Below are 20,963 nucleotides of genomic sequence, written 5' to 3'. Positions count from 1 at the left end.
GACCGCTGACGCGAAGAGGGGCGGCACTATACCTAGGAGTGGGTGATCCGTCTGCACGAGGCGATTAAAGGTTTCAGCCAAGGCGTTACGGGCAAGGCGGGTTTGTTGGGCGATCTTGGAGTTTTTATTGGCGTCATTTCACAACCTTGAGGCAAAAAAAAGGGCCTGAAGAACGAGCCTTCAGGCCCTCAAAAGGTGAGAGGTGTCTAGTCCCTCAACCTGGTGAGCGGTGCAACAAACGCTTAGGCCTTCAAGGGGACCAAACGTGGGGCAATCATGTTTTCGGGGCGCAGGATGTCGTCGAGCATGGCGTCGTCGAGCAAGCCTTCTTCGCGCACCAGTTCCAGCACGCCGCGGCCGCTTTCAAGGGCGATACGGGCGATGCGGGTGGCGTTTTCATAGCCGATGTACGGGTTCAGCGCGGTGACCAGGCCGATGGAGTGTTCCACCAACTCGCGGCAGCGGGCTTCGTTGGCAGTGATGCCGACGATGCAGTGCTCGCGCAGCATGTCCATGGCGCGTTGCAGCAGGCGGATCGAGTCGAAGATCTTGTAGGCGATCAGCGGCTCCATCACGTTCAGTTGCAGCTGGCCGCCTTCGGCCGCGATGGTCAGCGCCAAATCGTTACCGATGATTTGGAACGCCACCTGGTTCACGGCTTCCGGGATCACCGGGTTGACCTTGCCGGGCATGATCGAGCTGCCTGGCTGACGCGCCGGCAGGTTGATTTCGTTGATGCCGGTGCGCGGGCCGCTGGACAGCAGGCGCAGGTCGTTGCAGATCTTCGACAGCTTCACCGCGGTACGCTTGAGCATGCCGGAGAACAGCACGAAAGCGCCCATGTCGGAGGTGGCTTCGATCAGGTCGGCAGCCGGTACCAGCGGCTGGCCGCTGATGGTCGCCAGGCGCTGGACGGCCAGGGCCTGGTAACGCGGGTCGGCGTTGATGCCGGTACCGATGGCGGTGCCGCCCAGGTTCACTTCGGTCAGCAGCTCAGGCGCCAGGGTCTTCAGGCGGGCCAGGTCTTCACCGAGGGTGGTGGCGAAGGCACGGAATTCCTGGCCGAGGGTCATCGGCACGGCGTCTTGCAGCTGGGTACGGCCCATTTTCAGGACGTGGCTGAATTCTTCACCCTTGGCAGCGAACGCCTGGATCAGGCTGTCGAGGCTGGCCAACAGCGCGTCGTGGCCCAGCAGCAGACCCAGGCGGATCGCGGTCGGGTACGCGTCGTTGGTCGACTGCGCCATGTTCACGTCGTTGTTGGGGTGCAGGTATTGGTATTCGCCCTTGCTGTGGCCCATGGCCTCCAGCGCGATGTTGGCGATGACTTCGTTGGCATTCATGTTGGTTGAAGTGCCAGCGCCGCCTTGAATCATGTCCACCACGAACTCTTCGTGGAAATCGCCGCGGATCAGACGGGCACAGGCTTCGCTGATGGCAGCGTGCTTGGCTTCGCTGAGTTGGCCCAGCTCGCGGTTGGCGTCAGCAGCTGCCTGCTTGACCATTGCCAGGCCGACCACCAATTTCGGGTAATGCGAAATCGGAACGCCCGAGAGACGGAAGTTGTTCACCGCTCGCAGGGTCTGGATGCCGTAATACGCTTGAGCGGGTACTTCGAGTACGCCAAGCAGGTCTTTTTCTGTGCGGAAAGATGCAGCGGAGGACATGACGGAAATCATCTCGATATGGACCCGGGCTAGGCCGGAACGCTGTGAATGCTAGGCTTGCAGGAGATTTTGGGCCAATGCTGTTAAACACTGGCCTATGCATAAACGGCATAATGTCGGTGTGACCCCGTTACCATGACGGACGTGTGTGCCAAAATGGTGCGTGCCCCGGGAGGATGTGATGAACCTTGAAAGCAAATGGCTGGAAGACTTTAGCGCCCTGGCTGCCACCCGCAGCTTCTCCCAGGCGGCTGAGCGGCGCTTCGTCACCCAGCCGGCGTTCAGTCGGCGCATCCGCAGCCTGGAGGCGGCGCTGGGGCTGACCCTGGTCAATCGCTCGCGCACGCCGGTCGAACTGACGGCGGCGGGGCAGTTGTTCCTGGTCACCGCGCGGACCGTGGTCGAGCAGCTCGGCGAGGTGCTGCGCCACCTGCATCACCTGGAAGGCGGGCAGGGTGAAGTCATGCAAGTGGCGGCGGCGCACTCCCTGGCCCTGGGTTTCTTCCCGCGCTGGATCGCGCAGTTGCGCAACGAAGGGCTGAACATCGCCACGCGGTTGGTCGCCACCAACGTGGGCGACGCCGTGCATGCACTGCGCGAAGGCGGCTGCGATTTGATGCTGGCGTTCTACGACCCGGATGCGGCGATGCAGATGGACCCGGAGATCTTCCCGTCGCTGCACCTGGGCAACACCGAGATGCTGCCGGTGTGCGCCGCCGATGCCGACGGCAAGCCGTTGTTCGACCTGGAAGGCGAGGGCAGCGTGCCGCTGCTGGCCTACAGCGCCGGAGCTTTCCTGGGGCGCTCGGTAAACCTGCTGCTGCGCCAGCGGGCGCTGCGCTTTACCACGATTTACGAAACGGCCATGGCCGACAGCCTGAAAAGCATGGCCCTTGAGGGCTTGGGCATTGCCTGGGTGCCGCAGTTGAGCGTGCGCGCCGAGCTGGCCCGGGGTGAGCTGGTGGTGTGCGGCGGCCCGCAATGGCATGTGCCGCTGGAGATCCGGTTGTATCGTTGTGCGTTGGTGCGCAAGGCGAACGTGCGGTTGTTGTGGCGCAAGCTGGAAGGCGGCGCGGCGCAGAACACCTGAGCCCACACAGATCAAATGTGGGAGCGGGCTTGCTCGCGAAAGCGTAGTGTCAGTCAACCCATCTGTGGCTGATCCACCGCATTCGCGAGCAAGCCCGCTCCCACATTAGTTTTCTGGTGTGTTCGCTGACCTGGAAGTCAATAAAACCGCCTGTTTGAGGTGTAAGACAGATGGTCATTCCAGGGGCTGTTTATCTGCGTTATTACGGTATACTGCGCGGCCTTCGGCCGGTCCAACCGGCCTTAATTCGTACAACAAGCCACGCTGGATTTCCCGCGTGGCTTGTTGTTTTTTGACGCGCCTGCGGGCGCCCAGAGAGAAGAGGCACGACGATGAGTGCATTGGTTGGCGTGATCATGGGCTCCAAGTCCGATTGGTCCACCCTTAGCCACACCGCCGATATGCTGGAAAAACTCGGCATTCCCTACGAAGTGAAGGTGGTTTCCGCCCACCGCACTCCGGATTTGCTGTTCCAGTATGCCGATGAAGCAGAATCCCGTGGCATCGAGGTAATCATCGCCGGTGCCGGCGGCGCAGCTCACCTGCCAGGCATGTGTGCAGCCAAGACTCACCTGCCAGTGCTGGGCGTACCGGTGCAGTCGTCGATGCTCTCGGGCGTGGATTCGCTGTTGTCCATCGTGCAGATGCCCGCCGGTATTCCGGTGGCCACCCTGGCGATCGGCAAGGCCGGCGCGATCAACGCTGCCTTGTTGTCCGCCAGCATCCTCGGCGCCAAGTACCCGCAGTTCCACGCGGCGCTGAAAAAATTCCGTGCTGAGCAGACAGACAGCGTCCTGGACAATCCAGACCCACGCATTGCCTGAGGTGGTTGATTGATGAAAATCGGTGTAATCGGTGGCGGCCAACTGGGCCGCATGCTGGCCCTGGCGGGTACGCCGCTGGGGATGAACTTCGCTTTCCTGGATCCGGCACCAGATGCCTGCGCAGCTGCGCTGGGTGAACACCTGCGTGCGGACTACAGCGACCCGGATCACCTGCGCCAACTGGCCGATGAAGTCGACCTGGTGACCTTCGAGTTCGAAAGCGTCCCGGCTGAAACCGTGGCCTTCCTGTCGCAGTTCGTGCCGGTATACCCGAGCGCCGAAGCCTTGCGCATCGCGCGTGACCGCTGGTTCGAGAAGAGCATGTTCAAGGACCTGGGCATCCCGACACCGGCTTTCGCCGACATCCAGTCCCAGGCTGACCTGGACGCCGCAGTCGCCTCCATCGGCCTGCCGGCCGTGTTGAAGACCCGCACCCTGGGTTACGACGGCAAGGGCCAGAAAGTCCTGCGCACCGCCGCCGACGTGGTCGGTACCTTCGCCGAACTGGGCAGCGTTGCCTGCCTGCTGGAAGGCTTCGTGCCGTTCACCGGTGAAGTCTCGCTGATTGCCGTGCGTGCCCGCGATGGCGAAACGCGTTTCTACCCGCTGGTGCACAACACCCACGACAGCGGCATCCTCAAGCTGTCCGTGGCCAGCACCGATCACCCGCTGCAAGCCCTGGCCGAAGATTATTCGAGCCGTGTGCTGAAGCAACTGGATTACGTCGGCGTGATGGCGTTCGAGTTCTTTGAAGTCGACGGTGGCCTCAAAGCCAACGAAATCGCTCCGCGCGTGCACAACTCCGGGCATTGGACCACCGAAGGCGCCGAGTGCAGCCAGTTCGAAAACCACCTGCGGGCGGTAGCGGGCTTGCCATTGGGCTCCACGGCAAAAGTCGGCGAGAGCGCCATGCTCAACTTCATCGGCGTGGTGCCGCCGGTTGATCGCGTGATCGCGATTGATGACTGCCATCTGCATCACTACGGCAAGGCGTTCAAGGCCGGGCGCAAGGTCGGCCACGCCAACCTGCGCTGCAAGGATCGCGCGACGCTGCAAGCGCAGATCCTCAAGGTCGAAGCGCTGATCGCCGAGCAATAACCCAAGGCCGGGCGGAACCATTGGTACCCGCCACCCTCTGATTGCAGGAAGCCAAAGTCTGACTAGGCTTTGACTGAATTCACTTCAATCAGAGGGAAATGCCATGGGTATCATTGGGACCATCTTTATCGGTTTGATCGTCGGCCTGCTGGCGCGTTTCCTGAAGCCAGGCGACGACAGCATGGGCTGGATCATGACCATCCTGCTGGGTATCGCCGGTTCGCTGGTTGCGACTTATGGTGGCCAGGCACTGGGCATCTATCAGGCTGGCCAGGGCGCAGGCTTCATTGGTGCGCTGGTGGGTGCCGTGGTGCTGCTGGTGATCTACGGTCTGCTGAAAAAGAAGTAATTTAGCGACCAAGCCCTCTGCGCTGCGCAGGCGCAGAGGGCTAGAATGCCGGCACTGTAATCCTTGCCGAGCCTCTCCATGCGCCGTCTTCTGTTATCCCTTCTTCTATGCACCGGGTTGGCCCACGCTGGCGAACTGCCGGAAACCGACTGGCTGGAACTGATGCCCAAGTCGGACCAGAAAGCCCTCGAAGAAATGCCGGAAATCGACCACAACTCCCCGGAAGCCCAAGGCACGTTCACCGCAAAGGGTGGCCTGAAGCAGAGCAAGGGTTTGCCGGCGGTTATGTATTCCACCAAGACGGTGGCTGCCATGAACGGCAAGAATATTCGCATTGGCGGCTACCCCGTGCCGCTGGAAACCGACGCCAAGGGCCGCAGCACGCTGTTCTTCCTGGTGCCTTATCCGGGCGCCTGCATCCACGTTCCGCCACCGCCGCCCAACCAGTTGGTGCTGGTGCGTTATCCCAAGGGCTTGAAGCTGGATGACATCTACACGCCGCTGTGGGTGACGGGCACGCTGAAGGTGGAGAAGGTCAACAATGATCTGGCCGATGCGGCGTATGCGTTGGATGCGGGGAAGGTGCGGGCGGTCAAGGAATCGGACTTGTAAGCCGCGACACAATTCAAAATGTGGGAGCTGGCTTGCCTGCGATGAGGGCCTGACAGTCGACATCTCTGTTGGCTGACACTGCGCAATCGCAGGCAAGCCAGCTCCCACATTGGAATCGGTTTACAGGGCGATACCGCTGATGCTCACGCCCAGGGTATGGCTTTCACCCGGCGCCAGCGTCACCACATCGTCCAGCACATTCGCGGTCTCGATGCACAACATGCCCTGCCAGCCGTCGTCGGCCATGTCACTGAAGGCCTTGGCACGTTCAGTCCACGGGTTCCAGATCACCGTCGAGCGCGAGCCTGTGCTGGTGAGTTGAACGCGGCGCTGCCAGTCTTTATCGACGATGTTCACTTGAGTCGGGGTGTCGAGGTAGATGCGGTCGGTCTCGGCGGTGAAGTGCAGCAGCCCGGATTGCTGCTTTGGGGTCCAGCCGTCGGCGGTATCGATATAGTCCCGCCCGTCCAGGCCGTCGACCTGCACGTTGCGTACATCGCTGACCGCAAAATAGCTGTGCAGCGCCTGGCTGAGGCTGACGGTCTCGGCGCCGTGGTTGTGGCTGGTCAGGCGGATGTGCAGTTGATCATCCAGCAGGATGCTCATCTTCAGGTCAACCTGATGCGGCCAACCCGGGAAGCCACCTTCAGGCACTGGCAGTTCCAGCTCAACCCTCAGCGCTGTGCCTTCTGCCTCAACGCCAGCCAACGTCCAGTCAGCGGTCCGCACGAAACCATGGGCACCGGCCGGCTCGGCACCCTGGTACATGGCCTTGACGCTCTGCGGGTTGCGATCGAACACACCAAACCACGGCCAGCACACCGGCACGCCGGTACGGATGCCTTTGCCTTTCTTGAACACCACCTGATCGTTGGGCCAGATGATTGGCTTCTCGCCAGCGCGCTGGTAGCTGACGATATGCGCACCTTGCTGGGCCACCACCAATTCGGCGCCGTTGTGGCGGATGCGCCAAGCGTTCAGCTCATCCAGTTTTACGGTTTCAACGTTGGGCGTAGACATAGGCGCGCGCTCTCAATGGCAGACAATGGGGCAATGGACCGTCAAAACGTCGCGATGTTTAACGCGCCCGCGACGGAACCGAGCGGGTGCGGCCGCTGCCATCGATGGCAACGAACACAAACACCGCCTCGGTGACTTTGCGCCATTCGCTGGACAGCGGGTCGTCGCTCCACACTTCGACCATCATCTGGATCGAGCTGCGGCCGATTTCCAGGGCCTGGGTGTAGAAGGACAACTGCGCGCCGACGGCCACGGGCACCAGGAATGCCATGCGATCAATCGCCACGGTGGCTACGCGGCCACCGGCAACCTTGCTCGCCATGGCGGTGCCGGCCAGGTCCATCTGCGCGACCAGCCAGCCGCCGAAGATGTCGCCGAAACCGTTGGTCTCACGCGGGAGTGCGGTGATTTGCAGGGCGAGATCGCCTTGCGGGATAGGATCTTCTTGTTCGAGTTCGATCATGCCGGTGCCTCTGACCCGTGACGCTTTATGGGTATTTCAAGTGGATAGCCGTCTTCCGGAAAAACGTTTCAGCACCAACATACACCGCTCGATGCGTTTCTCGTAAGGCGTACTAAAGGGAAACTCTGCCAAATCGGCTGGTGTATAACCAACGGCGTTTTGGCACAGCAGCCCCTCAAGGATGCGGGTCTGGCGCTTGCAAGGGCCGAGTATATCGAGCCGTCGGCGCCACGACGACCTCCCGACGCTCATTTGGTCGGTAAATAGACGCTGTATCGCGGCTTTTTCCGGCAACTGTGCTCCTGCTCATATTGATTGCACGTCTGCTACGGAAATATTTCGCGGATCTGAACTGTTAACGGCTCAACGCTGTGCTTTTTCAAGCGATTTGCTATCTTGCCAAGCCTGCCGCAAGTCCCGGGCTTGCCGTCCTGACTACTATAAGAGAAGCCTTGCCATGTCCTCCGTGCCCGCAAGCAGTGCGCAACCTTCGCGCCCGCTGACCCGCAACGACTACAAAACCCTGTCGCTGTCTGCCTTGGGCGGGGCGCTGGAGTTCTACGACTTCATCATCTTCGTATTTTTTGCGACGGTAGTCGGGAAGCTGTTCTTCCCGGCGGACATGCCCGAATGGCTGCGCATGATGCAGACCTTCGGCATCTTCGCCGCCGGCTACCTGGCGCGGCCGCTGGGCGGGATCATCATGGCGCACTTCGGCGACCTGCTGGGGCGCAAGAAGATGTTCACCCTGAGCATCTTCATGATGGCCGTGCCGACCCTGATCATGGGCCTGCTGCCGACCTACGCGCAGATCGGCCTGTGGGCGCCGATCCTGTTGCTGCTGATGCGCGTGATCCAGGGCGCGGCGATTGGCGGTGAAGTGCCGGGCGCGTGGGTGTTCGTGTCCGAGCACGTGCCGCCCCGTCACATCGGTTATGCCTGCGGCACCCTGACCAGCGGCCTGACGGCCGGCATTCTGTTGGGTTCGCTGGTGGCCACCGCCATCAACACGCTCTACAGCCCGGAACAGGTGTCGGATTACGCCTGGCGCATTCCGTTCCTGCTGGGTGGTGTGTTCGGCCTGTTGTCGGTGTACCTGCGTCGCTGGCTGCACGAAACCCCGATCTTCGCCGAGATGCAGCAGCGCAAGACCCTGGCGGCCGAGCTGCCGTTGCGCGCGGTGTTGCGTGACCATCGTGGCGCCATCGTACTGTCGATGCTGTTGACCTGGCTGCTGTCGGCCGGTGTGGTCGTGGTTATCCTGATGACGCCGACCGTGCTGCAAACGATCTACCACTTCAGCCCAACGGTGGCGCTGCAGGCCAATAGCCTGGCCATCGTCACCCTGAGCCTGGGGTGTATTGCTTCCGGCGCCCTGGCCGACCGTTTTGGTGCCGGGCGCGTGCTGATCATCGGTTGTGCCTTGTTGCTGGCAACGTCCTGGACGCTCTATCACAGCCTGATGGCTCACCCGGACTGGCTGTTCCCGCTGTACGCCTTGACCGGCCTGTTTGTAGGCACCATTGGCGTGGTGCCCTATGTCATGGTGAAAGCGTTCCCGCCGGTGGTGCGTTTCAGCGGTTTGTCGTTCTCCTACAACGTCGCCTACGCCGTATTCGGTGGCCTGACGCCGTTAGCGGTGTCGCTGCTGATGAAGGAAAGCCCAATGGGCCCTGCTTACTACGTGGCGGCCCTGTGTGTGATGGGGATGGCGGTGGGTGGGTACCTGTGGAAGCGCGGGCGCTGACACGTTTTTGAAAACTGCCGGACAACCTTGTGGCGAGGGAGCTTGCTCCCGTTGAACTGCGCAGCGGTTCCATTCTGGGGACCGCTACGCGACCCAACGGGAGCAAGCTCCCTCGCCACAGATTTTGCCTTACAACGATTACAGATTGTTTCCACGAAATCGCTCCAACCTCCTCGCAAGCCCCGGATTTATTGGCGTTTCTCCTTCCTGTCAGCTTTTTCATAAATGCTGGCCTTTCATCTAATTGTCATATTCCAGACATAGAGTGTTCACACGGCCTACCGATACTTGGCCCCGATCCAACTATCCCTATCTGCTAGGAGCAAGGCATGAAACTGAAACGTTTGATGGCGGCAATGACTTTTGTCGCTGCTGGCGTTGCGACCGCTAACGCGGTAGCCGCTGGTGTTGACCCGGCGATTCCGGCTTACGTGAAGACCACTGGTGTGTCGGGCAACCTGTCCAGCGTTGGTTCCGATACCCTGGCAAACCTGATGACCCTGTGGGCTGAGGGTTACAAAAAGGAATACCCGAACGTCAACATCCAGATTCAGGCCGCCGGCTCCGCCACTGCACCTCCTGCACTGACTGAAGGCACCTCCAACCTGGGCCCGATGAGCCGCAAGATGAAGGACACCGAACTGGCTGCCTTCGAGCAGAAGTACGGCTACAAGCCAACCGCGATCCCGGTTGCCGTGGATGCCCTGGCCGTGTTCGTGCACAAGGACAACCCGATCCAGCACCTGACCATGGAACAAGTCGACGCGATCTTCTCCTCGACTCGTCTGTGCGGCGCCAAGGCTGACGTCAAGACCTGGGGCGACCTGGGCGTGACCGGCGACCTGGCCAACAAGCCAGTGCAACTGTTCGGTCGCAACTCGGTATCCGGCACCTACGGCTACTTCAAGGAAGAAGCCCTGTGCAAAGGCGACTACAAGCCTAACGTGAACGAACAACCTGGTTCGGCGTCGGTTGTGCAGTCCATCAGCTCCTCGCTGAACGGCATCGGTTACTCGGGCATCGGTTACAAAACCGCCAGCGTGAAAACCGTGGCCCTGGCCAAGAAAGGCAGCACTGACTTCATCGAAGACAGCGAAGAAAACGCCCTGAACGGCAAATACCCGCTGTCGCGCTTCCTCTACGTCTACGTCAACAAAGCCCCGAACAAGCCTCTGGCCCCGCTGGAAGCCGAGTTCGTGAAGCTGGTTCTGTCCAAACAGGGCCAGGAAGTGGTAGTGAAAGACGGCTACATCCCGCTGCCAGCCAAAGTTGCCGCCAAGGCACTGGCTGACCTGGGCCTGAAAGAAGGTGGCAAATAAGCCGCCGGTAAACCTGCCTTGAACCGCGGTTTACCCACGGTTCAAGGCCCGGGCGGGGCCTGTAAGACCTGGACCTCGCCTCCCATTTTTTAATCCGCTGCCAGCCCTGCTACGCGGCGGATTTCTTGCGTCACTGCATTGTCATCTTTCTGTCATACAGGATCGCTAGGGTGTGCGCATGAATGATCTGGCCAATTCCACCATGACGACGACTTCTCCCCCCAAGCGCATTGATTTCAATACGCCTGAGCTGCAACGCAAGCGCCGCATCCGCGCGCTCAAGGATCGCCTGACCCGTTGGTACGTGCTGGTGGGCGGCCTTGCCGTCCTGGGCGCTATCACCTTGATCTTCTTCTTCCTCGCCTACGTGGTCGCGCCGCTGTTCCACGGCGCCAACCTGACCAAGGAAGAGGCCCTCGCGCCTGCCTGGCTGCAGGACGCCGGCAAGCCGCTGATGATCTCCATGGAAGAACAGAACCAGGTCGCCATGCGGGTTTCCGACAAGGGCCAGGCGCTGTTCTTCAACGTTGACACGGGTGCCGAACTCAAGCGCGTTGACCTGCCGTTGCCGGCGGGCGTGACAGTCGCCTCCATTGGTGAAGACCAGCCCGGCAGCCCACTGGTGATCCTCGGCCTGTCCAACGGCCAGTCCCTGGTGTTCCGTCACACCTATAAAGTGTCGTACCCGGACGGCAAGAAGACCATCTCGCCCGCCGTCGAATACCCTTACGGCGAAACACCAATCGTCCTCGACGAACAGGGCCGCTCCCTTGAGCATGTCGCCTTGAACGCGACCGACTCGACGCTGGTGGTGGCCGGTTCCAGTGGTGCCCATCTGAACGTGCTGTCCATCAGCCGTGAAGAAAACATGATGACCGAGGAAGTCACCACCGAGCAGAAGCGCATCGAACTGCCGCAAATGACCGAGCCGGTCAAAGCCATCTTCGTTGATCCGCGCCAGCAGTGGCTGTACGTGATCAACGGTCGCGCCCAGGCCGACGTTTTCAGCCTGCGGGACAACAGCCTCAACGGTCGCTACAAATTATTGGAAGACGGCGTGGCGCAAGTCACGGCCAGCACCCAGCTGGTGGGCGGCATCTCGCTGATCATCGGTAACTCCAGCGGTGGCCTGGCGCAGTGGTTCATGGCCCGCGACCCGGACGGCGAACAACGCCTGAAGCAGATCCGTACCTTCCAGATGGGCACCGCGCCTATCGTTGAAATCACTGCTGAAGAACGTCGCAAAGGCTTCACCGCCCTCGACGCTTCCGGCAAGTTCGGTGTGTTCCACAGCACTGCCCACCGTACGTTGCTGGTGGACCAGGTGGTCGACGGCAACGGTATCTTCGGCATGTCGCCACGAGCCAACCGGGTGATCGTCGAGGCCGGCGGCAAGCTGCAACCGCTGCTGCTGGACAACCCGCACCCGGAAGTTTCCTGGAGCGCGCTGTGGAGCAAGGTCTGGTACGAAAACTACGACGAGCCTAAATACGTCTGGCAATCGACCGCCGCCAATACCGACTTCGAACCCAAGATGAGCCTGGCGCCCCTGACCTTCGGTACCCTGAAGGCCGCGTTCTACGCCATGCTGCTGGCCGCACCACTGGCCGTTGCCGCTGCGATCTACACCGCTTACTTCATGGCCCCGAGCCTGCGCCGCAAGGTCAAGCCGGTGATCGAATTGATGGAAGCGATGCCGACGGTGATCCTCGGCTTCTTCGCCGGCCTGTTCCTGGCGCCGTATGTCGAAGGGCACCTGCCGGGAATTTTCAGCCTGCTGATGCTGCTGCCGATTGGCATCCTGGTGGCCGGCTTCATCTTCAGCCGCCTGCCTGAGTCGATCCGCCTGCGGGTCCCGGATGGCTGGGAAAGCGCGATCCTGATCCCGGTGATCCTGTTTGTGGGCTGGCTCTCGTTGTACATGAGCCCGTACCTGGAAACCTGGTTCTTCGGCGGCGACATGCGCATGTGGATCTCCCACGACCTGGGCATCACCTACGACCAGCGCAACGCCCTGGTAGTCGGCCTGGCCATGGGTTTCGCGGTGATCCCGAACATCTACTCCATCGCCGAAGACGCCGTGTTCAGCGTGCCGCGCGGCCTGACCCTGGGCTCCCTGGCCCTGGGCGCCACGCCATGGCAGACCATGACCCGCGTCGTGATCCTGACCGCCAGCCCGGGCATCTTCTCGGCGCTGATGATCGGCATGGGCCGCGCGGTCGGTGAAACCATGATCGTGCTGATGGCCACCGGCAACACGCCGGTGATGGAGATGAACCTGTTTGAAGGCCTGCGCACCCTGGCAGCCAACGTCGCGGTGGAAATGCCCGAATCGGAAGTCGGCGGCAGCCACTACCGCGTGCTGTTCCTCTCGGCGCTGGTGCTGCTGCTGTTCACCTTCATCATGAACACCCTCGCCGAGCTGATTCGTCAGCGTCTGCGCAAGAAATACTCGTCGCTTTAAGAAAGGTAGAAGTCTGTGAAACAGAACTCCCTGAATGGATGGTTCAAGAGCGGCGCCCCGGGCGTCTGGATCAGCGGTGGCGCGGTGTCCATCGCGGTCATCATGACCATTGGTTTGCTGGCCGTGATTGCCGTGCGTGGCCTGGGCCACTTCTGGCCGGCCGACCTGATCCAGGCCAACTACAACGTGCCGGGCCAGGAAAATCACATCGTCGTCGGCGAAGTGGTGCAGAAAGAAGAAGTGCCCCGCGAGCGCCTGAAAAGCGCTGGCTTGCCGGTGCCGGACCAAGGCCCGGAGTTCATGACCCGCGAGCTGATCAAGGTCGGCAACCGTGACTTGAACGGCAATGACTTCACCTGGATCGTCGGCGAGTGGCTGACCAACCAGACCAAGCCGGTTGAGTTGATGGCCATCGAGCGTCGTGAGTGGGGCAACTTCTACGGCACCCTGGTCAACGTCAAGCAGGACGGCAAGGTGATCGCCGAAGGCGAGGCGGCCTGGCCGGAACTGCAAGCCCGCGTGGACCGCGTCAACAAGCTCGCGGCCCAGCTCAAGACCCTCGAGAAGTCCGACATCGGCGCCATCAACGCCGGCCTCGAACGCATCCGCCTGCACGGTCGCAAACTGGAGCTGGAAGGCAAGCTGGACGCCACCGCCCAGGCCGACATGGACAGCGGCCGCGCCGAACTGAACAACCGCTACAAGGACATCGAAGCCCGCCTGGCCGACCTGCACACCCAGTTCAACCGCGACAGCCTGACCGCCCGCGATGCCAACGGCAAAGAAATCGAAATCGGCATTGGCAAGGTGGTGCACGCTTACCAGCCGAACGCCATGGGCTACATGACCAAGGTTGGCTTCTACTTCAGCAAGGTCTGGGAATTCCTCAGCGACGATCCACGGGAAGCCAACACCGAAGGCGGGATTTTCCCGGCGATCTTCGGCACCGTGATGATGACCCTGATCATGGCGATGATCGTGACCCCGTTCGGCGTGCTGGCGGCGGTGTACTTGCGTGAATACGCCAAGCAGAACACCCTGACGCGGATCATCCGCATCGCGGTGAACAACCTGGCCGGTGTACCCGCCATCGTTTACGGCGTGTTCGGCCTTGGTTTCTTTGTGTACGTACTGGGCGGCTCGGTTGACCGGCTGTTCTTCGCCGAGGCCTTGCCGGCACCGACCTTCGGTACGCCTGGCCTGCTCTGGGCATCCCTGACCCTGGCGCTGCTGGCAGTGCCGGTGGTGATCGTGGCCACTGAAGAAGGCCTGGCGCGGATTCCTCGCACCGTACGTGAAGGTTCTCTGGCACTGGGCGCGACCAAGGCGGAAACGCTGTGGAAGATCGTGCTGCCGATGGCCAGCCCGGCGATGATGACCGGCATGATCCTCGCCGTGGCCCGCGCCGCCGGTGAAGTGGCGCCGCTGATGCTGGTGGGTGTGGTGAAACTGGCGCCGTCGCTGCCGGTGGACGGCAACTACCCGTACCTGCACCTGGACCAGAAGATCATGCACCTGGGCTTCCATATCTATGACGTCGGCTTCCAGAGCCCCAACGTCGAAGCCGCGCGGCCGCTGGTGTACGCCACCGCCTTGCTGCTGGTGCTGGTGATCGCCACGCTCAACTTGTCGGCGGTGTGGATTCGTAACCACCTGCGCGAAAAATACAAAGCGCTGGACAGTTAAGCGGGCACCTGTGGGAGCTGGCTTGCCTGCGATGCCGGCGACTCGGTTGAACAGGTACACCGCGGTGATGCCATCGCAGGCAAGCCAGCTCCCACAGGGTTAGCGCTAGACACAGATTTTGGGTAAACCGCCCCGGCGGTTCAACGAACGAATTGGTAGCACAGGGAGCATCCCATGCAACATGAAACCCATTCCCACGGCATCAACATGTCAGCCCTGGGTCGCGACAAGCAGAGCCTGAGCCTGGCCCAGGAAACCGTGGCCATCGAAGTCCCGGGCCTGAGCCTGTACTACGGCGACAAGCAGGCGCTGTACGACGTCAGCATGAACATTCCGAAGCAGCGCGTGACCGCCTTCATCGGCCCGTCCGGTTGCGGCAAGTCGACCCTGCTGCGCACCTTCAACCGGATGAACGATCTGGTGGACGGCTGCCGCGTCGAGGGCGCGATCAACCTGTACGGCACCAACATCTACCGCAAGGGCGAAGACGTGGCCGAGCTGCGGCGCCGGGTGGGCATGGTGTTCCAGAAGCCCAACCCGTTTCCCAAGACCATCTACGAAAACGTGGTCTACGGCCTGCGCATCCAGGGCATCAACAAAAAGCGCGTCCTCGACGAAGCCGTTGAGTGGGCACTGAAAGGCGCGGCGCTGTGGGACGAGGTCAAGGACCGCCTGCACGAGTCGGCCCTCGGTTTGTCCGGCGGCCAGCAGCAACGCCTGGTGATCGCCCGCACCATCGCCGTGGAGCCGGAAGTGCTGCTGCTCGATGAACCGTGCTCGGCACTCGACCCCATCTCCACGTTGAAAGTCGAAGAGCTGATCTACGAACTCAAATCCAAGTTCACCATCGTCATCGTGACCCACAACATGCAACAGGCGGCGCGGGTTTCCGACTACACCGCGTTCATGTACATGGGCAAGCTGGTGGAATTTGGCGACACCGATACCCTGTTCACCAACCCGGCGAAGAAGCAGACCGAAGACTACATCACCGGTCGCTACGGCTAGCAGGTGACTGGTTGCTCACTGAACTGATGCTGCGGTCGACCGCACCTTACTGGACGTTCCAAGGACGCCAACATGATTAGCAAAGAAGGCCTTACCCATCACATCTCCGCGCAGTTCAACGCCGAGCTTGAGGAGGTGCGCAGCCACCTCCTGGCCATGGGCGGGCTGGTGGAGAAGCAAGTCAACGACGCCGTCACCGCGCTGATCGAGGCCGACTCGGGCCTGGCCCAGCAAGTGCGCGAGATCGATGACCAGATCAACCAGATGGAACGCAACATCGACGAAGAATGCCTGCGCATCCTGGCCCGTCGTCAGCCGGCGGCGTCCGACCTGCGTTTGATCATCAGCATCTCCAAGTCGGTGATCGACCTGGAGCGCATCGGTGACGAAGCCACCAAGATCGCCCGCCGCGCCATCCAGTTGTGTGAGGAAGGCGAAGCGCCGCGTGGTTATGTCGAAGTGCGCCACATCGGTGACCAGGTGCGCAACATGGTTCGCGACGCCCTCGACGCGTTTGCCCGTTTCGACGCCGAGCTGGCGTTGTCGGTGGCCCAATACGACAAGACCATCGACCGCGAATACAAGACGGCGCTGCGCGAACTGGCGACCTACATGATGGAAGACCCGCGCTCTATCTCACGGGTACTGAGCATCATCTGGGTACTGCGTTCGCTGGAACGCATCGGCGACCACGCACGCAACATCTCGGAACTGGTGATTTACCTGGTGCGGGGTACTGACGTGCGGCACATGGGCCTCAAGCGGATGAAAGCAGAAGTTGAAGGTACGACCGATCAAATCCCTAATGTTCCGGGCGTTGCTGACGATAAGTAAGATTGCCCGAGAAATAAACGCCCGGCCTTTGGTCGGGCGTTTTCGTTTGTGGTGTTGGAATTTTTGGCAAAACGCCATCAGCGAAGCGTTATGCTTGCCGGGGTTTTTATAGGATGAAGGGTCGATGAGCAAAGTCAGTGTATTGGTGGTGGATGACGCCTCGTTTATTCGCGACCTGGTGAAGAAGTGCCTGCGTAACTACTTCCCGGGGATCAAGATCGAAGATGCGGTGAACGGCAAAAAGGCCCAGGCCATCCTGATGCGCGAAACCTTCGACATGGTGCTGTGCGACTGGGAAATGCCGGAAATGTCCGGCCTGGAACTGTTGACCTGGTGCCGTGAACAGCCTCATCTCAAAGCCATGCCTTTCGTCATGGTGACCAGCCGTGGCGACAAGGAAAACGTGGTGCAGGCGATCCAGGCCGGGGTTTCCGGCTACGTCAGCAAGCCATTCACCAACGAGCAGTTGCTGAACAAGGTCAAGCAGGCACTGAACAAGATTGGCCGCCTCGACGCGCTGATCGCCAGCGCACCGACCAAGATGAACTCGGCGTTCGGTAACGATTCCCTCAGCGCCCTCACTGGTGGCAAGCCTGACGCAGTCAAGCCGGCCCCGGTGGCCGCGCCCAGCAAAGGCCTGCTCAACAGCCCGCCGGTGCAGGTGGCTGCGGCAGCGTCGCCTGCCAGCGGTCGTGGCCAGGGCCAGTTGCGCCTGTCCAGTGGCACCCAGCAGTGTGTGATCAAGGCCCTGAGTATCAAGGAGGCGCTGCTGGTGGTGCGTCGTGGTGAAATCCTGCCTCAGGTACTGGAAAGCGCCGTGCTCGACCTGGAGCAGGGTGAGAACGCTGAAGTGGCGCGTCTGAATGGCTACCTGCATGCCGTGGTGGCCTACGAGCCCAAGCCCGACAGTGACTGGCTGCAACTGACCTTCCGGTTTATCGACCAGGATGCGCAGAAGCTTGACTACATTTCGCGGCTGATCGCCCGCGGGACCGCACAGAAGCATTTTGTGCCGGGTGCGTGACAGCGTTAACGCTTTACCTGTGGCGAGGGAGCTTGCTCCCGTTGGCTGCAGAACTGCAGTGACTTTATCAGGGGCGCTTCGCGCCCCAACGGGAGCAAGCTCCCTCGCCACAGGGGCAGTGGAAGGTTCACATAGCACTGTCATGATCCCTTGTTAGCCTGCCATCCAATCGTCCCTGGCAGGCCAACCCGATGCTCGTGCGCTCACTGCTGTTGTGTGGACTGTTCGCCGTTGTCATGCCGGCGATGTCCATGACCCTCTACAAATCCATCGACGCCGACGGCGCTGTGGTCTTCAGCGACCGGTACACGCCCGGGGCGCAGGCGTTTGTGTATCAGGAACGGGTGATTCCCAAGCCTGTATATCCGTCGCAATCCGCTTCCTATCGTTATCCCTTGCCCTGGCGTGGCGGGCCGTTCCGTCTCACCCAAGGCCCCAACGGTACCTTCAGCCACTCCGAGCTCAAAAGCCGTTATGCGATGGACATTGCCATGCCTGAAGGCACGCCAATCATCGCGGCACGTGGCGGTGTCGTACTGAAAACCGAGAACGAGCAGAGCGGGCGCGGCAGCGATCCATCGGGCAATTTCGTGCGGGTGCAGCACGATGACGGCACGCAAGGCGTGTACCTGCACCTCAAGCAAGGGTCGGTCAGCGTCAGGGAAGGGCAGCGCGTGGCGGTGGGCAGCCCGCTGGCGCTGTCGGGCAATACCGGCAACAGCAGCGGGCCGCATCTGCATTTTGTGGTGCAGCGCACGACGGCGTCGGGGCTGGTGTCGATTCCCTATGAATTCAACCAACCGGTGCAGGCGTTGCCCAACTTTACGCTGGGCACGCGGTAAGGCTTTTGTAGGAGCGAGCTTGCTCGCGAAAAACCTGAGGGCGCTGCCGGGTGTCAGGGTCCCAGCGTTATTGTTAACGTCCTTCGCGAGCAAGCTCGCTCCTACAGGGGGTGTGCCCTAGTCGAGCAATAGCACCTTGGCCAACACGATCTTCGGCCCTTTCATCTTCTTGATGATGATGCGCAGGCCTTCGACTTCCAGCACTTCTTCCTCTTCCGGCACCCGTTTCAGGGTGTCGTAGATCAGCCCGGCCAGGGTTTCGGCCTCGATGTGGTCCAGGTCGACGCCCAGCAGGCGCTCCACCTTGAACAGCGGCGTGTCGCCACGCACCAGCAATTTGCCCGGCTGGTAAGCGAGGATGCCGCGCTCGGCCTTGCGGTGTTCGTCCTGGATGTCGCCTACCAGTACTTCCAGAACGTCTTCCATGGTCAGGTAGCCGATGACCTTGCCGTCGGCCTCTTCCACCAGGGCGAAGTGCGCGCCGCCTTTACGGAACTGCTCGAGCAGTTGCGACAGCGGCATATGGCGCGATACGCGTTCCAGCGGGCGGGTCAGTTCGGCCAGGTTGAACGACTCGGGAATGTGGTCCAGGGCCGCCAGTTCCAGCAGCAGGTCCTTGATGTGCAGCAGGCCGACGAACTCGTTGCGCACGGCGTCGTACACCGGGTAGCGGCTGAACTTGTGGCGACGGAACAGCGCCAGGATTTCCTTGAGCGGTGCGTTGAAGTCCAGGGTCACCAGGTCTTCCCGGGAGTTGGCCCAGTCCACCACTTCCAGCTCGCCCATTTCCACGGCGGAGGCCAACACGCGCATGCCTTGGTCGCTCGGGTCCTGGCCACGGCTGGAGTGCAGGATCAGTTTCAGTTCTTCACGGCTGTAATGGTGCTCGTGGTGCGGGCCAGGCTCGCCTTGGCCGGCGATGCGCAGGATGGCGTTGGCACTGGCGTTGAGCAGGTAGATCGCCGGGTACATGGCCCAGTAGAACAGGTACAGCGGCACGGCGGTCCACAGCGACAGCAACTCGGGTTTGCGAATCGCCCAGGACTTGGGCGCCAGTTCACCGACCACGATGTGCAGGTACGAGATCACGAAGAAGGCGGCAAAGAACGACACGCCCTTGATCACTTCCGGCGACTGCACACCGATCGCGCCCAGCAACGGCTCGAGGATGTGCGCGAAGGCCGGCTCACCGACCCAGCCCAGGCCCAGGGAGGCGAGGGTGATACCCAACTGGCAGGCCGACAGATAGGCGTCGAGCTGGCTGTGTACGGTGCGCAGGATCTGCCCGCGCCAGCCGTTCTTGTGGGCGATGGCCTCGACCCGGGTCGAGCGCAGTTTGACCATGGCAAATTCCGCCGCAACGAAAAAGCCGTTGAGCAGTACCAGGATCAGTGCAAAAAGAATCATGCCGAAGTCGGCGAAGAGTGTCGCGAGGGTGATGCCAGGGGAAGGGTCCATGATGGGGTTTTGCGGGTTCCGTCTAATCGAAAAGGGTGAGCAGGTGGGCCTGAAAGGCAGGCGCAAGTCCGCCAATGTAGCGGCTGACGGGGCGCTTGCCTAGTGGCGGCTGCCGGGCGGGGGGTCACTCGTCCTGATGAAGGACCCGGGAACGTGTCACCTGGGCCGGCGGGAAATGGCAGGTAAAGGTACTGCCGTGGCCGAGCACGCTACTGATTTCCAGCCGCGCGCGATGGCGCAGCAGCACATGTTTGACGATGGCCAGGCCGAGCCCGGTGCCGCCGGTGTTGGAGTTGCGGCTGGAGTCGACGCGGTAGAAACGCTCGGTGAGGCGCGGCAAATGCTTGGCGTCGATGCCCATCCCGGAGTCCTGCACGCTGAGGTGTGCGCCCTGGTCGTCGGCCCACCAGCGGATGCGGATGTTGCCCTTGTCCTGGGTGTATTTGACGGCGTTGAACACCAGGTTGGAAAACGCGCTGCGCAGCTCGCCCTCGCTGCCCTTGAGCAGGATCGACGGGTCGGCTTCGAGGGTAATCTGCTGCTCACGCTGCCCGGACAATGCCTGGGCGTCGCTCTTGATCGTCTGCAACAGGCTTTGTACCGGCACCGGATGGTTGTCCGAGGGGTAATCGGTGGCTTCCAGCTTGGCCAGCAACAGCAGGTCGTTAAGCAGGGTTTGCATGCGCGAGCCTTGCTGCTGCATCTGTTGCAGGGCACGGGTCCAGCGCGGGTTCACGTCTTCGACGTTATCGAGCAGCGTCTCCAGATAACCGCAGATCACCGTCAGCGGTGTGCGCAGTTCGTGGGAGACGTTGGCGACGAAGTCCTTGCGCATCTGTTCCAGCTGATGGATGCGTGTGACATCGCGCACCAGCATCAAATGTTCGTTATTGCCGTAGCGCGTCAGGTACAGCTGGATACGCACGCGGTCGTTGGTCGGTGACGGGATTTCCAGGGCTTCTTCGTAGTTGTCCTGTTCGAAATACTCCTTGAAACGCGGGTGGCGCACCAGGTTGGTCACCGGCTGGCCGCTGTCCTGGGGCGTCTTGAGACCCAGCAAGGTCTCTGCGGCGCGGTTCCACCATTCCAGATTGCCGTCGCTGTCGAGCATGATCACCGCGTCTTTCAGTGCGGCGGTGGACTCCTGCACCCGGTCGATCACCGCTTGCAGGCGCCCGCGTACACGCTGGTCGCGGCGTTGCAGGTGGTAGATGCTGTCGAACACCTCGCCCCACAGGCCGTAGCCGTCGGGTGGTGCTTCGTCGGGTTTGTGCTGGCGCAGCCATTCGTGCAGGCGCAGCAGTTGCTTGAGGGTCCAGCCCAGGTAAAGGCCCAGGCCGACGGCCAGGCTCCAGCCGTAGTAGCCGCTGACCAGGCCCACCAGCAGGCAGCCGGTGATCAACAGGAGCATGTGGCGGATCAGGGTGCCATGCCAGTTTTGGTTCACTTAAACACGCG

The 20,963-nt window shown here is 61.5% G+C and carries 18 protein-coding genes; 13 read left to right on the top strand and 5 right to left on the bottom strand.

All coding sequences use genetic code 11. The annotated features are described in order from the left end of the window. Positions 1-242: 242 nt before the first annotated feature. Positions 243-1,667, bottom strand: a complete 1,425-nt coding sequence (gene aspA, locus QF039_RS28995; protein WP_003213415.1) for an aspartate ammonia-lyase — start codon at positions 1,665-1,667, stop codon at positions 243-245. Between the two features lie 181 nt (positions 1,668-1,848). Between aspA and QF039_RS28990 the strand changes: the two genes are divergently transcribed. From QF039_RS28990 to QF039_RS28970, 5 genes are all read left to right on the top strand, one after another. Next, positions 1,849-2,757, top strand: coding sequence for a LysR substrate-binding domain-containing protein (locus QF039_RS28990; protein WP_003213413.1), 909 nt, complete (start codon positions 1,849-1,851; stop codon positions 2,755-2,757). A 332-nt stretch (positions 2,758-3,089) separates the two neighbouring features. Further along, positions 3,090-3,581, top strand: a complete 492-nt coding sequence (purE, locus tag QF039_RS28985) for a 5-(carboxyamino)imidazole ribonucleotide mutase (protein ID WP_177122426.1) — start codon at positions 3,090-3,092, stop codon at positions 3,579-3,581. A 12-nt stretch (positions 3,582-3,593) separates the two neighbouring features. Beyond that, complete coding sequence (locus tag QF039_RS28980) at positions 3,594-4,679, top strand: 5-(carboxyamino)imidazole ribonucleotide synthase (RefSeq protein ID WP_017476761.1); 1,086 nt, start codon at positions 3,594-3,596, stop codon at positions 4,677-4,679. Between the two features lie 103 nt (positions 4,680-4,782). Further along, positions 4,783-5,028, top strand: coding sequence for a GlsB/YeaQ/YmgE family stress response membrane protein (locus QF039_RS28975; protein WP_003213408.1), 246 nt, complete (start codon positions 4,783-4,785; stop codon positions 5,026-5,028). Between the two features lie 78 nt (positions 5,029-5,106). Then, positions 5,107-5,640: a DUF3299 domain-containing protein gene (locus QF039_RS28970; RefSeq protein ID WP_023659290.1), complete on the top strand. Its 534-nt coding sequence runs from the start codon at positions 5,107-5,109 to the stop codon at positions 5,638-5,640. A gap of 120 nt (positions 5,641-5,760) precedes the next feature. On the opposite strand, the gene QF039_RS28965 is transcribed toward QF039_RS28970, so the two are convergent. Both QF039_RS28965 and QF039_RS28960 read right to left on the bottom strand, forming a co-directional pair. Further along, positions 5,761-6,660 (bottom strand): D-hexose-6-phosphate mutarotase, encoded by a 900-nt coding sequence (locus tag QF039_RS28965; RefSeq protein ID WP_177035358.1) that lies wholly within the window; start codon positions 6,658-6,660, stop codon positions 5,761-5,763. 58 nt (positions 6,661-6,718) lie between these two features. Further along, positions 6,719-7,123: an acyl-CoA thioesterase gene (locus QF039_RS28960; RefSeq protein ID WP_003176975.1), complete on the bottom strand. Its 405-nt coding sequence runs from the start codon at positions 7,121-7,123 to the stop codon at positions 6,719-6,721. Positions 7,124-7,580: 457 nt separating this feature from the next. On the opposite strand from QF039_RS28960, the gene QF039_RS28955 reads away from it, so the two are divergent. From QF039_RS28955 to QF039_RS28920, 8 genes are all read left to right on the top strand, one after another. Next, complete coding sequence (locus QF039_RS28955) at positions 7,581-8,870, top strand: MFS transporter (RefSeq protein ID WP_003213403.1); 1,290 nt, start codon at positions 7,581-7,583, stop codon at positions 8,868-8,870. Between the two features lie 329 nt (positions 8,871-9,199). After that, entirely contained in the window at positions 9,200-10,189 is a 990-nt protein-coding gene (locus tag QF039_RS28950) for a phosphate ABC transporter substrate-binding protein PstS (protein ID WP_003213401.1), read from the top strand. A 430-nt stretch (positions 10,190-10,619) separates the two neighbouring features. Next, on the top strand, positions 10,620-12,653 hold the full coding sequence (locus QF039_RS28945) for an ABC transporter permease subunit (protein WP_307523047.1): 2,034 nt from the start codon (positions 10,620-10,622) through the stop codon (positions 12,651-12,653). 15 nt (positions 12,654-12,668) lie between these two features. Then, positions 12,669-14,339: a phosphate ABC transporter permease PstA gene (gene pstA / locus QF039_RS28940; protein WP_008439475.1), complete on the top strand. Its 1,671-nt coding sequence runs from the start codon at positions 12,669-12,671 to the stop codon at positions 14,337-14,339. Between the two features lie 174 nt (positions 14,340-14,513). Then, positions 14,514-15,347: a phosphate ABC transporter ATP-binding protein PstB gene (gene pstB / locus QF039_RS28935; protein WP_003213395.1), complete on the top strand. Its 834-nt coding sequence runs from the start codon at positions 14,514-14,516 to the stop codon at positions 15,345-15,347. A gap of 72 nt (positions 15,348-15,419) precedes the next feature. Continuing rightward, complete coding sequence (phoU, locus tag QF039_RS28930; RefSeq protein WP_307521938.1) at positions 15,420-16,181, top strand: phosphate signaling complex protein PhoU; 762 nt, start codon at positions 15,420-15,422, stop codon at positions 16,179-16,181. A 124-nt stretch (positions 16,182-16,305) separates the two neighbouring features. After that, positions 16,306-17,205, top strand: a complete 900-nt coding sequence (locus tag QF039_RS28925; protein WP_003213389.1) for a response regulator — start codon at positions 16,306-16,308, stop codon at positions 17,203-17,205. Between the two features lie 191 nt (positions 17,206-17,396). Further along, on the top strand, positions 17,397-18,047 hold the full coding sequence (locus tag QF039_RS28920) for a M23 family metallopeptidase (protein WP_307521936.1): 651 nt from the start codon (positions 17,397-17,399) through the stop codon (positions 18,045-18,047). Positions 18,048-18,164: 117 nt separating this feature from the next. Here the strand turns inward: QF039_RS28920 and QF039_RS28910 are convergent, their stop codons facing one another. Together QF039_RS28910 and phoR are read right to left on the bottom strand one after the other, a co-directional pair. Further along, positions 18,165-19,505: a hemolysin family protein gene (locus tag QF039_RS28910; protein ID WP_003213385.1), complete on the bottom strand. Its 1,341-nt coding sequence runs from the start codon at positions 19,503-19,505 to the stop codon at positions 18,165-18,167. A gap of 124 nt (positions 19,506-19,629) precedes the next feature. Further along, positions 19,630-20,952 (bottom strand): phosphate regulon sensor histidine kinase PhoR, encoded by a 1,323-nt coding sequence (gene phoR, locus QF039_RS28905; protein WP_008439473.1) that lies wholly within the window; start codon positions 20,950-20,952, stop codon positions 19,630-19,632. Positions 20,953-20,963: the final 11 nt, after the last annotated feature.

The sequence above is a fragment of the Pseudomonas sp. W2I6 genome (genome assembly GCF_030815935.1).
Classification (GTDB): Bacteria; Pseudomonadota; Gammaproteobacteria; order Pseudomonadales; family Pseudomonadaceae; genus Aquipseudomonas.
The sequence above is the reverse complement of the archived record's forward strand: the minus strand, read 5'-3'. Positions and strand labels throughout refer to the sequence as shown.